Source organism: Planococcus wigleyi (assembly GCF_014836985.1).
Classification (GTDB): Bacteria; Bacillota; Bacilli; order Bacillales_A; family Planococcaceae; genus Planococcus; species Planococcus notacanthi.
Map to the genome: position 1 here is coordinate 226,161 of NZ_JACSPU010000003.1, position 13,031 is coordinate 239,191.

At 46.7% G+C, this 13,031-nt stretch carries 14 protein-coding genes; 1 reads left to right on the forward strand and 13 read right to left on the reverse strand.

Translation table 11 applies throughout. The features are described from left to right. From H9630_RS09775 to H9630_RS09830, 12 genes are all read right to left on the reverse strand, one after another. On the reverse strand, positions 1-1,959 hold the full coding sequence (locus H9630_RS09775; protein ID WP_191715308.1) for a VirB4 family type IV secretion system protein: 1,959 nt from the start codon (positions 1,957-1,959) through the stop codon (positions 1-3). Between the two features lie 11 nt (positions 1,960-1,970). Continuing rightward, positions 1,971-2,600, reverse strand: coding sequence for a hypothetical protein (locus tag H9630_RS09780; RefSeq protein WP_191715309.1), 630 nt, complete (start codon positions 2,598-2,600; stop codon positions 1,971-1,973). Between the two features lie 2 nt (positions 2,601-2,602). Then, positions 2,603-2,896: a DUF5592 family protein gene (locus tag H9630_RS09785; RefSeq protein WP_149456981.1), complete on the reverse strand. Its 294-nt coding sequence runs from the start codon at positions 2,894-2,896 to the stop codon at positions 2,603-2,605. Positions 2,897-2,951: 55 nt separating this feature from the next. Further along, positions 2,952-5,309, reverse strand: a complete 2,358-nt coding sequence (locus tag H9630_RS09790) for a pLS20_p028 family conjugation system transmembrane protein (RefSeq protein WP_191715310.1) — start codon at positions 5,307-5,309, stop codon at positions 2,952-2,954. 31 nt (positions 5,310-5,340) lie between these two features. Next, positions 5,341-5,739, reverse strand: coding sequence for a hypothetical protein (locus H9630_RS09795; protein WP_191715311.1), 399 nt, complete (start codon positions 5,737-5,739; stop codon positions 5,341-5,343). Positions 5,740-5,782: 43 nt separating this feature from the next. Further along, positions 5,783-6,217 (reverse strand): hypothetical protein, encoded by a 435-nt coding sequence (locus tag H9630_RS09800; RefSeq protein ID WP_191715312.1) that lies wholly within the window; start codon positions 6,215-6,217, stop codon positions 5,783-5,785. After that, positions 6,214-6,450 (reverse strand): hypothetical protein, encoded by a 237-nt coding sequence (locus H9630_RS09805; RefSeq protein WP_191715313.1) that lies wholly within the window; start codon positions 6,448-6,450, stop codon positions 6,214-6,216. The genes H9630_RS09800 and H9630_RS09805 overlap by 4 nt, the downstream gene beginning before the upstream one ends. Next, complete coding sequence (locus tag H9630_RS09810; protein ID WP_191715314.1) at positions 6,447-8,972, reverse strand: VirD4-like conjugal transfer protein, CD1115 family; 2,526 nt, start codon at positions 8,970-8,972, stop codon at positions 6,447-6,449. The genes H9630_RS09805 and H9630_RS09810 overlap by 4 nt, the downstream gene beginning before the upstream one ends. 15 nt (positions 8,973-8,987) lie before the next feature. After that, a complete protein-coding gene (locus H9630_RS09815; RefSeq protein WP_191715315.1) occupies positions 8,988-10,109 on the reverse strand; it encodes a hypothetical protein in 1,122 nt (373 codons plus the stop codon). Between the two features lie 73 nt (positions 10,110-10,182). Then, the gene (locus tag H9630_RS09820) at positions 10,183-10,410 is read right to left on the reverse strand and encodes a hypothetical protein (RefSeq protein WP_191715316.1); all 228 of its coding nucleotides are present in this window, start codon (positions 10,408-10,410) and stop codon (positions 10,183-10,185) included. 18 nt (positions 10,411-10,428) lie between these two features. Next, entirely contained in the window at positions 10,429-10,623 is a 195-nt protein-coding gene (locus tag H9630_RS09825; protein WP_191715317.1) for a hypothetical protein, read from the reverse strand. A gap of 295 nt (positions 10,624-10,918) precedes the next feature. Next, complete coding sequence (locus H9630_RS09830; protein WP_149456990.1) at positions 10,919-11,410, reverse strand: helix-turn-helix domain-containing protein; 492 nt, start codon at positions 11,408-11,410, stop codon at positions 10,919-10,921. A 439-nt stretch (positions 11,411-11,849) separates the two neighbouring features. On the opposite strand from H9630_RS09830, the gene H9630_RS09835 reads away from it, so the two are divergent. After that, a complete protein-coding gene (locus H9630_RS09835) occupies positions 11,850-12,074 on the forward strand; it encodes a helix-turn-helix domain-containing protein (protein WP_149456991.1) in 225 nt (74 codons plus the stop codon). Between the two features lie 7 nt (positions 12,075-12,081). Here the strand turns inward: H9630_RS09835 and H9630_RS09840 are convergent, their stop codons facing one another. Next, the gene (locus H9630_RS09840) at positions 12,082-12,354 is read right to left on the reverse strand and encodes a hypothetical protein (protein WP_149456992.1); all 273 of its coding nucleotides are present in this window, start codon (positions 12,352-12,354) and stop codon (positions 12,082-12,084) included. Positions 12,355-13,031 lie beyond the last annotated feature (677 nt).

The window sequence follows — 13,031 nt, forward strand, 5'->3', positions numbered from 1 at the left end:
TTACGCACCTCCACCGAACATCGCCAGCTCCCGTTTCGATACATCGACAGAGAAGACAATGTTCTTGTCTCCGGAAATCGAGAGCACGACCTTTCCGGTTTCGAGATGTGGAATGACGCGTGTCTCCGAATCGGTCAGCTGCCCTGTGAATACATTCTGGATGGCCGATAAGGATTGGGCGTCTTGCTGACCAATGAATTTGTATTGCGTCAAATCGAATAGGGCTTTGACATTTTCCGCATACTCGTTATTGGAACCATCCGGCACAAAATCGGAAATGAGGTGCGAGGCGAAGAACAGCCCGCCGAAATACTTCCGCGCTTCCCGCATGAACTTGTTCAAATACAGCACCGCCGGCTGGGAAACTTCCCGCGTGTTGATGAGGTGATGCCCTTCATCGATCAGGACCAGGAACTTCGATGCGTCTTCAAAGGCGAGCTTTCCTTTGTTGTAGGCATTGAACTGCGGCGCCCCTTCGGAAATCATGCTGTCCCACAACATGTTCAGGATGCTGAAAATCTGCGCCTGATAGATTTCCGATTTCAAGTTGGTCAAATTCCGGAGTGGAAACGACACGATGCCTTCCTCATCAAAACTCTCAATGGAAGACGTACCGTCGAAGATGCTGCCGTAGTTGTCGACCAAGTTCGTCAGGGACAGTTCGATATTCGACAGCCGCAACTCTCGCTCCTGGGCTAAGTTCTCATGGCGGATTTGCTGCTCAAAGTCGTGGTACAGTTCCGCTCTTACCAGAGAAAGGAGGTCCGAGAACGTCGGGTATTCACTCGCTTGGAATTTAGTAATCGGGATGATTTCATCCGGATCTCTTGACCACAACTTCCGTTCGACATAGAGCTTGCGAAGCAGAATTTCAAACTCCGTACTTTCGGTCGCATTGGCCTGCGGATTGATGAAGTTGTAGAAGACACTCATTTTGGATAGGTGCTGCGTAAAGGATTGCGTTTCGTTGGTGGAGCCGTCTTCCTCATGCGTCACCGTCTTGAATACCTGGAGCGGGTTGATGATCCCGCGCGAGCCATCCAGCGCAATCTCTTTGCCGCCCATCTCTTCGACCAGGCTTCTGAATTCGCCGGTCACGTCCAGGATGCGGACTTTGTTGCCTTTGCTGGCTTGATCCATCACCGTCTTCTTTAGCAGCGTGGATTTACCGGAGCCCATCTTCCCGACCATCAACGCGTTATAGGACTTGCGGTTTTTGTCTTTATGGAACAGGTCGAAGACGACGCTGCCGTTGGTCTCGGTGGTGCCGTAATAGGTGCCGTGCTCGTCCGTCAGGCTGGTGTAATGGAACGGATAGCCGCCGGCAACAGACAAGGCTTGGATCTCCTTGCCTTTCCGTTTGTTGATGAACTGCAGCTGGTTGTCGTAGCTGGCGAAGATGCCGGACCACAAATAATCCTGCTCATTCAATAAAACCGAACCTCTAAAATTCAGGCTTTCCAGTTCATCCAATACCTGACGAACGCGCTGTTCCAGCTCCTCGAAGGTCTTGGATTTCACATAAGCCCGGAGGTGGATGCGTTTCATGATTTCACCTTTGGTGATCTGCTTGTAGACGCCATCGAGCTCTTCGTAACTGGCTCTGGCATCGATGCGGTCGACGTTGTCTTTCGCTGTTTGGTAGCGGGTATTCTGTTCCGCCATGGATTTGTTGATGGACTCGATGATTTCTTTCTTGTCGGCTGTGGCCACGTCCAGTGTGACGACCGCGTGTTCAATCCGCATCAGTTCCTCCAGCCAGAAGTCGCTGACCAAGGATTGGTACTTATAGACATGAATGCAGGAGATGTAGCCGTCCCCTGTCTTCACGTAGCCGCTTTCGAATTTGATGCCGCCCTGTGGTTGAATCTTCGACAGCAGGTAAGGATTGAAGCCCCTTTCCGCCTTTACTTCTTCGTCATTTCGAGGCTTGATCAAAGTGCTTAAGAAATTCAGCATGTTGTGTCCTCCTATACTTCGGATAGTGGTTTCGAGTTTAAATTCGCCAGCTGATACAGGATGCTCAGCTTCTTATCGAGCGCTAGTTCAACGAGCGGGTTGCTGCGTGCCATTAACTTTCGGGCATGAACCTTGTTCTCCAGCATGGCTTTCTCATCATTGCTGTAGAGGAACAGGAAGAATTCGCGGTCTGTGCGGTTGTTTTCTAGAAACTCCAGGTCTTTCAATTTCTTTTCCAAGTGCGGCAGGTAATAGGGATTCTGATTCCGCCGAATGTCGCGCAGGACATGCCGTTTCGGAATCTCTAGATTGACGGGGGTATTGAGCGGGACCACTTTAACCGAGGGCAGGTACGCTTGGAAAAAGTGGGCCAGTGAATAGATATCGTTGTCTTTGTCCGTCTCATTCAATGAATAGATGTCCTTGCTGGTAATTTGTAGGATTTCCATGAATTCACCGTCCCGCATTTCAAAGAATTCGGAATCGGTGATGTCCACGATGGGCGCAATGTCCGCGAACGAGGACAGGACTTTCTTTTTCGTGCTGTGCGTTTTCCGCTCTGCCGCAATGTCCCGCTCATCCAGCAAGGCGGTTCGGCTTTTAGATTTGGTTCGTTTCTTAGGTTCTTCAAATATAGCCATCTTTATTCCCCCTCCTCATAATCAATCGCGCTATACGTATCTTTCTTCCTCACCATTGCATACAGGATGGCTTGATTCATTCGTTTCTGCGGGTTTGTGGCAGGGCGGATGATTAAGAACAATCCGAACAGCACAATGAAGCCTGTAAACGGCCAGACCAGCGATGAATGGACAAAAGGCAAGACAATCATCCGCAGCAAGATCAACCCGATTATTAGAAAAAGGTCGAACAGGTATAGCGCTTTGTTGATTTTCAGCTCCGTTGTAATTTCATTCGGGATTTGGTAGATCCTCATCGTTGCCAGCTCCTTTATAAAAAAGGACAGCGCAGTTTTGCGCCGTCCTCATCGGTTATCTATTTCTTCTGTAATTCTTGATGCGGTCCAGTGTGTTCGACTCTTGTTGATTCAAGTTATGCATGCGCGGTCGGCGGCTCTCATTTACACGCGTTCTATCGGTCTGTTGCGTATCTTGCAGTTGATTCCGATTGACTGTCGTTTCATTCACGATGTTCTCGCGGGAGGAACTGTCTTGGTTGATTGTCCGGCTGCTTCCGCTCCTCGATGGCGATGAACCTCCCGAAGCAGCTGGTGCTTCAGAATTAAAGCCGCCTGCACCCGAACCACGACTCGTATTCTCGGTCACGTTTCGGGAACCCTGCGCGATATTGCTTTGTGATTCAGTCACCACAACGTTTTCATCAATTGTTTGATCACCGCCGGAGCGATTGATATTGGTGGTCGTTTGTTGCCGTCCAGAAGAGCCGCTGCTGTTTTCTGTGCGACTTTGTCCAGTTGTTGAAGAAGGAGCAGAGTTGCTTGTATTCGGGCTGGCTGCAGCACTTAGACCCGAACCGGAACTTCCGGCCGAGTTATCACGAACCGTCGCATGGCCGTCTGCCTGTTCATTGATGCTTTCGACCTCGTAATCCGTCCGGCCCGTTGTCCGTTGCTCCATGCGTTCATTTTGGACACTGCCGGCAGTTGATGCCGCTGATGACCCGCCATTCGAGCGATCTGCATCGTTTGGTGATGGTGCAGAACCACTTGATCCGACTTGTCTTGCATTGCCTCCAGAAATACTAGAATCGACGCGTTCTAAATCGTTTGGCGAAGGTTTATGTCCTCCGGATGCTCCCGTGCCTTGCGAGGGCTCCTGAGGGCCTTTTTCGTCACTAGGTAGATTTCCTTTAGCTGAATTGACGTTTCCTGGAGAGTTATTACCGTTTCCGGATGTTCCATTTGTTTCTGTTTTGCCTTTCGAAAGTTCAATGCCGTCATTCGGCGATGGCGCCTGTTCGTTTTTAACGTCCTCATTTTTTTCAGCCAATCCCGCATTGGTACCTTTGTTGCCGGCCATTCCGCCAACAGCAACTCCAGCGGCTGTACCCCGAGCACCGTGTGCCCCACCTGCATCTTCACTGGCATTCGGTGATGCGGCACTTTCGGTAGCGGAACCATTCTTGGTACGTCCGCCAGTTGCCGTTCCGCTCTTGCCCTCTTCATCGTCTTCTTCTGAATCACCGGAACCCTTGGCACGACTCATGGTATTCATGACAGCGCCTCCGGCACCCGAAATCAGTTTACCGCCGGCATACGCGCCTGCTAAGACGCCCCAGCCGTTTTTCAGGCCGGCATCAATGCCGAATAACCGTTCCACGATGTTCGGTCCATCGATTACGGCAACCGAGAACGCAATTAACGCAATCAAATACGCCAAACCATCCAGTTCAGCAGCCACATAAGCGGTCCCAATCATGTAAATCTTCATGGAGAGGAAGATTAGGATGATGACGAGAAATGTATTCAGAATCGATTGCATGATTTTTTTGGTCTTTTGGCCATCGTGGATATCGGCCGGTGCCACAAGTAAGGCCAGGATGTAGTTGAACGTTAATTCAAAAGACAGCCTGGCCAGTTTGTATGCAATTGAGAAAAGCGTGAACGCCATGACAGCCAATGTCGTCAGCACCGTCAGCCAATTCACGTCGTAGCGGTAATAAGATTCATTCGTCCAAGGCATCAATTTACTGTCTTCCAATTCCAGCAATTCTTTTTCACTGACGGACCATGTTAATTTATGTGAAAGAATATCTTTGCTTTCTCGTGTTATGTCCAATTCGTTACGCTCTTCATCCAGCTTTTCTGTAACCGACAGATGCCCAATCATAGAGAGCGGCAGAGTGTTTGGCGGATTTAGTTCAGTTGTTTCCCAACCATTCTTATCGAACTCCAATAAATCCGTGAGCTGCCTGGAAATAATATTGTCAGATAAAGAACCTTCCCCTTCATCGTACAGCTCGGTCGTATTGATGGCGTTGATGGCCTCATCGGTAAATTCATTGGCTTTGCCCATTCCTTGAGACAGGGCGACCACAATGATCAGGGCGATAAACAAGTTCATGGCCATGCCTTCTCGGTCGAACTTCTTCTGGAATATCAGCATATAACCGGCGTAAAGCAGGCTGAACGCTAAAAGAATGTACAAAAAAGGGCGTATCGTGTCAACGAACGCCGCAATTTCTGGATTCTGAAAGAATTGTTTGACGAGCAACACATCGTCTGTCACGCTTTCGAGTCCATCTACTATAAAGGCAAGCCCTTTGATAAACACCCATCCCAACCAACGCACCATGTCGCTGATTGGGGTGCCGATGCTTAAAAACTCGCTAAATTCCTCAATCTTTTCTACAATTTCCGTGTCTTTCATGTAACTTCACCCCTCATTGGTCAACCGGAAATCATTTATAAAGTTCCACGAAGTGTTCGACCTCTTCCGTCAACTTCATGTCCTCGTAGCCGCCCACATCAAGATTCCCCTTCACTTTATTGTCTTCAACATAGAAGAGTTCATTGAAACGGGAGAAGTCATCATACGGTAATGCGGGGCGATTGTCTTCCGCTCCCTCTTCTGATTCATAGACATTATACATATCAATTATAATTTCTTCGTTTTCCGCTACGCCCTTCACGTATTGCTGGAAGTCCTGATTATTTTCATTCACAATCAAAATAAATCCGTCTTTATCTTCTTCCATGTATTCTTTAACGTCCCCCAGGTAAATCTGTTTGAAGTATTCCTTTTCGCCGCAGCCAGCCAACATTAGAACAACTGCTAGTAAAACACCAGTTCTTTTCATAAAATCACTCCTAATTATTAGTTATGACAATGCTTCATTACCATTACCTTAGTTTCGCGCTGGTTTCCTCTACTCCGTAACTCAAGGAGCCGAAAGTCACTACCTCTTTGTCTGGATAATGTTCTTTGAAGCATTGAAGAAATGCACTTCTGTCTAACTTAACATAACAAGCTGGGTTCATTACAGGGGATAGGACCTTTCCATCACCTATATCCACGGTTAGATAATCCCCTTTGGTTTCATCGTAAAAGGTGTACTCGAATACAAATACCTGGTCAAAATAATTGTTTTCCATCACATCAAATACAATATCTTCTTTCGCTTTGGCGTAATAGGGTGAGAAATAATCCGATAGTTGCTGCAGGGATGCGGCCTTCTTCATCGCCTCTTCCCTATTCTCTGCTTCAAAGACATGGTTGGTGCCGATCGATATTTCGAATTCATCGCTCTGGTAGAGAAACGAAACTGCGTAATTCATTTTAGGTGACCTCCTTTAGTCGGGTGTTTTGCTAGTAAATCGTGTACCGCTAGATTCAATTGGTCATCAAACTGTTCAATCAACGTGACAACTTTCTTTCCGCCTTCGGGATTTTCTTCTTTGTACACCGTCAACATGCCATCCGTTAGTTTGACGGTCAAGACTTCTCCGGCCTCGAGCCGGTCTTTGCGCGACAGCAAATAGCGGTCCAGCTGCTCTATCTTCTCGTTCATCCAGTTACACGCTCCTCTTCTTCTTTAATTTTCGTCAATGTGCCGTTTATCTTCGTTAAGATGACGGAGCAGAACTTGTCTTCGATTTGGTGATCGTTGGCCAAGATGAATTCCCGGAAGTCGACGATGCCCATCTCCATGTATTTCTCTGGGTTTTCAGCATCCACATTTTTAAGGAAGGTGCTGTTGAAGAGCTGCTGAACTTTGTAGTGATCATTCACGAACTGATTGAAGTCGATTTCTTTCTGCATCTCCGCTCTTCGTTTCTCGTGCCGTGCAGCGGCTTTCTTCTGTTTGACCGAAGCGACGGCTGCCGATTTTTCAGCACCCTCCTTTTCTAGCAACTGTTTGCTTAAGTTATCCGCAAAGTTATTCGTAGTAAAGGAAGCCCGAAGCTGGTTCAAGTCCGTCATGGAATGCTCGCATGGGATGTCGATGTCGTTAATGGAATTATCGGTATTGTAATACGCCGACAGGTACTCCCAGCGATATTTGAGCGCGGTTTTGCCGGTCAAGAAAATCGGATACGACTTGATGCGCTTCCGGTCCTTGTCTTGGCGTTTGATGATGCGGATCACAATCATCTCCCCTTCTTTCAGCCCCATGACTTCGGTGGCCGTCATCAGTCTCCTCGAATCCACACTCTCTGTCTTCGACTTGCTCATGGACAGCGTCTGGCCGGAGCGGGACTTCGTAAGGATCGTTTCATCGCCCAGTTTCTTGGAAATCAATTCCGCTGTCGATTCGTCTGCGGTCAATAGATAGAGCGTGTTCCCGCAGTTGCCGTCAATGGTCTTCCAGTCGTCGCCATACAGGTTCTCCAATTGGGCATACGCCTGGATGACCAAGTTGAAGCGGATGTTCCGGCCCAGGCAAACTGTGACGATGTTGGCCATTCCTTCAATCGCCGGCATGTTCCCGAATTCATCCAGGATAAAGATGACTTCACGATGACACTTGCCGCCTTCCGAATTCGAGGCGATGCGGGCTAAGTTCGTATAGACTTGCTTGACGTACAAGGACCCGATGACATTCAGTGTGGCGTCATAGTCCGGAACGATCATGAAGACCGCTGTCGGCTTGTCGAATTCCATGATGGCTTGTATTTCCACGTTACCACTCACTACTTCGTATTCCAGAAGTCCTTCGTGAATCATCACGCCATCTTTCCGTTCCCGTTCAATCAATCCGATGACATTCAACACGGTTTCCTCTTTGCCGACCTTTACAGTGAAGGAATCGCCAACCTGCAGCGGATGCTTGTGGAATAGCGTGAACATGCCGTCTGCGTCCGTCCGGATCGTGGCTGTTTCATTATTAGAAAAAGTGACATGAATGCGTGTATCTGGAGTGGTCTTCCCTTTGATCCAGCGGGAAAAGCCGATTTTCGACATATCGAATGAATTCCGAGATGTCAGCTTTGCCGTTCCGTCCAGCGTGAAGACACCGAGTTTGGCATTGGCGTTGGCTAAGATACTGGCTCGCGTTTGACCGCTGGAGAAGTTGATTGTGGCATACTGCATCTTGGCCGGATGATTCTCCGGGAACTTGGAAAAGAAATCGTCCAGGGCGCTGACTTCCTCCTCATCTTCATTCATCACCGTGCGCGTCCCTAAATCCGAGAGCATCAACGCGACGTTGTACATGTTGATTTTCTCCCGCTCCAGTTTGCATTGTTCGCATAAAGCTAAGATAAGCGCGGTACATAAATCCGTTGCTGAGTTCGCCCAGAAGGGATCCTTTGCTTTCGGATCGTGGTAAAGCATGAAGGCCACAGAGCGGGCGTATTGCTGTGATAAGGAATAGTTGCCTTCCATGAACGCATCGATGGTGAGCTGCAGCAGATTGTAGGACATGCTCTGGATGGGATTCATCAGATTCAGGACTTCGACGTGATACCCCAGCCCTTCGAGCGTATCTTTGGAAGCTGCGTACAGTTCGCCTTTTGGATCGTTCAGAATCATGCTGGCTTGCTTCTCAGCACGGCTGTAGATGTCGATGGCCGAGAAGACGAATGTTTCCCCCTTCCCGCTTCGTGTGGTACCGATGACCATGTTATTCACGGGACTGTCGTCGATGAAGATCCGCTTCTTATGCCGGGCTACCGGCACCCCGCCGCTGCCTTTGAACTTCTCCCCTTTTTCGGGGACATCTCGGTACTGTTGCTGGATTTCCTTGAACGTGGTGAAGCGGGCACTGCCTTTCTGCTCTTTCTTGATTTGGCCGAAGTTGGTGATGTATTTGAATGTAAGTACAACAGCCGGCACAAACGCGAGCAAGAACAGCACAGCATAGACAAGGCTTGCTGTTTCTAAGAAGGGGAAAGTATAAACCATTTCCGTTGTCAGATTAACCGGCTCCGGTTCAAGTAGGCTTCCGGTATTGAATGTCTTCTGGAATACTTCAACGATTGCATTCAACAAGGCATTCAGTGTAAGAAAAAAGATCGAGAATGACATCGCCAGTAGCAGCAATGGAATCCCAATCTTCTTCAGGTAATAAATAAGATTTTCATTGAACATCCATCTCTACCTCCTTTACAGCGTCGCCAATTCGTTTTGTTTCTTCTTCAATTCATCCGTGATGCCTTTAATGGCCTTGTCATCCTTTTTCTTGGCTTTTTTGGCATCCGCTAACTTGTCCTCAAGTGTTTTGATTTCGGCTGTCAGGACTTCGTGCAAATCAATTTTCTGCTCCAATTTATCGCTGTTGTTGTTGTTCAGCTCTGCTTTGGCTTCTTCAAGCTTTCCGAGCTTCAGCAGGCCATACGTTTTCATTTCTGAACGTTCGACCGTCATGTTGATGGAAGGGAGATTCATCATCAATTCGTAGTCTCCTTCAAAGTAAGCCAAATCGAATCGGGCTTCGTTTGTCGGATACAGCTGATTGAACTCACTGATTTGCTTGATTTTCTCCTCCTTGTCCAATTGCGGATTCTTCATGATGAGCGTTTCCACATACACGGTATCCTCCATGATCTCTACAGCCTTCTCAAATTCACTTTTTTCGAGATAAAGGGCGGCTAGTATCCGTTTTTGGCTTTCGCTCAACGTGTCCTGGGCTTCTAGGGATTCCAAGAACTCTTCCTCTTCTCCCAATAAGCCGTATTCATAGGTTTCAATCGTTTGTTCCTGCTGGTCAACAATGCTTCGTCCTTCCTCCAAAGCTTGCTCATACTGCACTTTCTGCAGGAAGAACAAAGCCCCCAAGAACAATAGCCCCGCGCCTAAGACGCCGGCTAAGGAGTATACCGTAACCCGCTGCCACTTCTTCAAACGGGAGATGCGGTCTTTATCGACATTGACGAGTGTCCGGTCAATCGTTTCCTCTTTCTTGAATTCTTCCGGTGTTTGTTTTTCGATCTGATCCAATAAAAAGAGCTTATCTTCCTGCTTTTCTTTCTCGACGCGGATTTTTGTGGCCCGGTCTTTGATCTGGTGATACAGGTTCGGGTAATCATAGGAGCCGAACGTGAACACGCCTTTATAGAGATCCAGGCCGTCTTTGCCGATCACAAAGAACTCCGCAGCTGCTTCCCGTTGTTCATTGCGGTACGTCAGCTCCAGTTCGTGCGTGAGTGCCACCGCTTGGCTAAACTCGAGCTTCTCATGGTTCGGGATGCTGTCAGCAGGAGCGCCCACGAATAATATCTTCAACATATAATAATTCTCCTTTCGCCGGTTATATAGAAAGAAGCCGCTCATTCCGGAGCGGCTTCTTCTGGTATAGCTATCAAAATTTGATATTGCTGTCGATGCCTTCTGCAATTCCGTAGGCGCCCATTACAACAATCAGGCCAACTGCCGCTCCAATGAAAAAGCCAATCGCTTTCGGACGTCCACGATCTCCGCCCAGCATCAGGAAGTATCCTCCAACTAAGAAAGCAAGCGCTGCGGCGATTAAGCCCAAACCTTGTGCCCATTCTAATAAAGCGAGAGCCGTGTTCGTTAATCCATCCATTTAAAACCCTCCTTTTTTCTAGGAATTCTGTGAAGCTGTTCCGGTACCAGCGGCTTTCCGCTCTTTCTTCAAGAGGTTCATCAACAACGGGATGTTTTCGGAAACCACTTCCCGGTGTTTTTCCTCTAACCAGTCATCGTAATCTTTGCCATTATAGGCCAAGAGATCCTCTGCATTCGCCTTCAGTTCCTTTTGTTCCTTTGTTGCTGCCATTCCTAAAACCGCCTTTCGTTTTTGGTTGGTAGTAGCACACCATTAAGAACAGTAAGGAGAGGCGAATTTATAGCAGGTTCATTCGCTAACTCTATGCAGCGTATAGCTGCAACGTACAGGGTTTTTAGCTTACCCAGAACTACAATCTGGCAACGGGACAACAGCCAGTTTTAGGAGACTCTGGCCAAACCATCTCGACGTATATCTATACCGCAGGTTGCCATCCGCGACAGACACGCACTATGAAGTTGTCCTTTTTGTTGCTTACTGTTCTTAAGGGCATGCTACTGATGGCTCATTTTACTTTTTTTATGCCACTCACTTTCAACAATTCGTCGTGCGCATTCTTCCGTTTGGCCAACAGCCGTTTGTTCGAAATCACCGAGCGCGTTCGATAGTAAAGATCCGTGATGTGCCGAACTTCACCAGACTCTTTCTCCACGCCAACAGCCCCTTTCAATTCGTAGACCTTGCCCTCAAATGTTTTCAAGCTGGACGCCGACGCCAAGTCGTATAGATAAAACCGCTCTGCCATCTGATTGCACCTCGCTTCCGTGTACTTGTCTTTAAATAAGATGTGTTCCCATGGGAAGTTATTCATGGAAATCCCCAGTGACTCGACCAGCAATCTCACATTCTGAGCGGTCGGGTTTCCGTTTTTTCGTTGCTCCCACATACTGATTGTGCTTTGCGGAATCTGTTTGCCGGTCCTGTCGGATAACTCAGACTGAGAAATGTTAAGCGCCATTCGTTGTTCCTTGATCCAATCGCCAAACCATACAGGCAATGTAAATCCCCTCCCATCATCGGTTCTAAAAACAGAACAATTTAGTGATTTGAGTGTATCAGTATACCGATAATATTACAACGGTATACCGATAAATAAAACAGTATACCGATACTTTAGGCCGATAAAGCCCTATTTCTAGGGTTTTTTGTAAGAGCGGCGTTTTTAGTTTTTAAGTCGAATGGTGTCGAATATAGGTGGGTATTGTAGGAGGGTTTTTGCAGTTCGGGATAAAGGAACACGAAACGTGGGCATATACACACCCGACACGATGACTTATGTATCATTTTGATTTTATCTGAATTTTGTAGGAAATCTATTGCCATTGTTAGGGATTATAGTTTGAGGTAAAATATCTTGTATTAAAGATTTATAAATGATCTGGTGAGTACAAGCGGTACATGGCATAAACCAGAATGTAAATGAAAAGAGGTATTGTATGCAAATTGATGAGGCAGTGACTACTCGAATTCAGCAGCTATTGAAGGAAAGAGGATGGACTGCAAACGAGTTGATCAGACGCTCGGGCGTCAAACAATCCACCATGGCCGAAATAATGTCTGGCAGATCCAAGTATCCGCGGATCAACACGATTAAGAATATTGCTCATGGATTCGGCATGACGCTGTCCGAATTTTTCGATCACAAAATGTTCGAGGATTAAGAAGCTATCAAGTAAAGAAATACGTTACGATCAGCATGATTAGGTAAAATGCAAGGAGCAGCGTAGCAATCCCGATAGCGAACCGAAGGATTGTTTTAAAGATGTAAACCAGTCCGCTCCAAAGGCTTTCAGAAAACATGGCCAAAACTACCAACACGCCCAACGGTAAAAATAAGCCTTTGGGAAGTGTTGCTACAAATAAGATGATCCCCAGAAAAAAAAGCCCCTTCAATTTAATATCCGCATTCATGAACTTCTCTTTTACTCTCGCAATTTCCATCGCTATTCCCTCCTTCTTTTATAAAAACTTATCAACTGTTGAGTCCGGTACACTTACAACGATAGTGTTGAGTTCACGATATCTAGACAAATCACCACTATCCATTTCAATAAGTTCGTATCCTTCGAACTATTCATTACTGGCTTGTGTAGGTGTGTTCTCTACTACTGGTTCATTAACACCGCAGGGGTCATTTCTTCTTTTCCCTCCTTTTATTTGTTTCAGCTAGGTTCCTTCTTGAACATCTGTTTCAAGGGTAACAATCTCTTGCGGATTTTTTCTGATTCGGTCCAGCCTAACATAAAGATGGTCGTTAAAAGTACAATTAAATAGTTGATTTTCTTTTTCATTTTAGCACTTCAATAATAGTTTTATTTAATGGTTCTTCATTCCTCATTGACTGGCACAAAATTTTACACACGGAGCTCAAATCATTTGCAATATTTATCCTCTATCACTTCTATATGAAACTAGCAGCCAATCAGATATGATTTACAATCATTCTATATTTTCTTTTGTAAAACATGAAACCCTCAGCATTTTTAATTGTTATCAGATACTGGCATGCTTGCATATGCGTATACACGTATGCAAGCATACATCTGACTAAATCTTCTAAAATAAAATCTGTTTAATTATCTACCTAACAAAGGTAGAAATATCTACCTCGCAAAAGT

Coding starts and splice junctions, on each gene's coding strand:
- H9630_RS09825 (WP_191715317.1), bottom strand. CDS start 10,623: ATGGCAGCAACAAAGGAACAAAAGGAACTGAAGGCGAATGCAGAGGAT.
- H9630_RS09795 (WP_191715311.1), bottom strand. CDS start 5,739: ATGAAAAGAACTGGTGTTTTACTAGCAGTTGTTCTAATGTTGGCTGGC.
- H9630_RS09780 (WP_191715309.1), bottom strand. CDS start 2,600: ATGGCTATATTTGAAGAACCTAAGAAACGAACCAAATCTAAAAGCCGA.
- H9630_RS09835 (WP_149456991.1), top strand. CDS start 11,850: ATGCAAATTGATGAGGCAGTGACTACTCGAATTCAGCAGCTATTGAAG.
- H9630_RS09820 (WP_191715316.1), bottom strand. CDS start 10,410: ATGGATGGATTAACGAACACGGCTCTCGCTTTATTAGAATGGGCACAA.
- H9630_RS09775 (WP_191715308.1), bottom strand. CDS start 1,959: ATGCTGAATTTCTTAAGCACTTTGATCAAGCCTCGAAATGACGAAGAA.
- H9630_RS09800 (WP_191715312.1), bottom strand. CDS start 6,217: ATGAATTACGCAGTTTCGTTTCTCTACCAGAGCGATGAATTCGAAATA.
- H9630_RS09785 (WP_149456981.1), bottom strand. CDS start 2,896: ATGAGGATCTACCAAATCCCGAATGAAATTACAACGGAGCTGAAAATC.
- H9630_RS09790 (WP_191715310.1), bottom strand. CDS start 5,309: ATGAAAGACACGGAAATTGTAGAAAAGATTGAGGAATTTAGCGAGTTT.
- H9630_RS09805 (WP_191715313.1), bottom strand. CDS start 6,450: ATGAACGAGAAGATAGAGCAGCTGGACCGCTATTTGCTGTCGCGCAAA.
- H9630_RS09815 (WP_191715315.1), bottom strand. CDS start 10,109: ATGTTGAAGATATTATTCGTGGGCGCTCCTGCTGACAGCATCCCGAAC.
- H9630_RS09810 (WP_191715314.1), bottom strand. CDS start 8,972: ATGTTCAATGAAAATCTTATTTATTACCTGAAGAAGATTGGGATTCCA.
- H9630_RS09840 (WP_149456992.1), bottom strand. CDS start 12,354: ATGGAAATTGCGAGAGTAAAAGAGAAGTTCATGAATGCGGATATTAAA.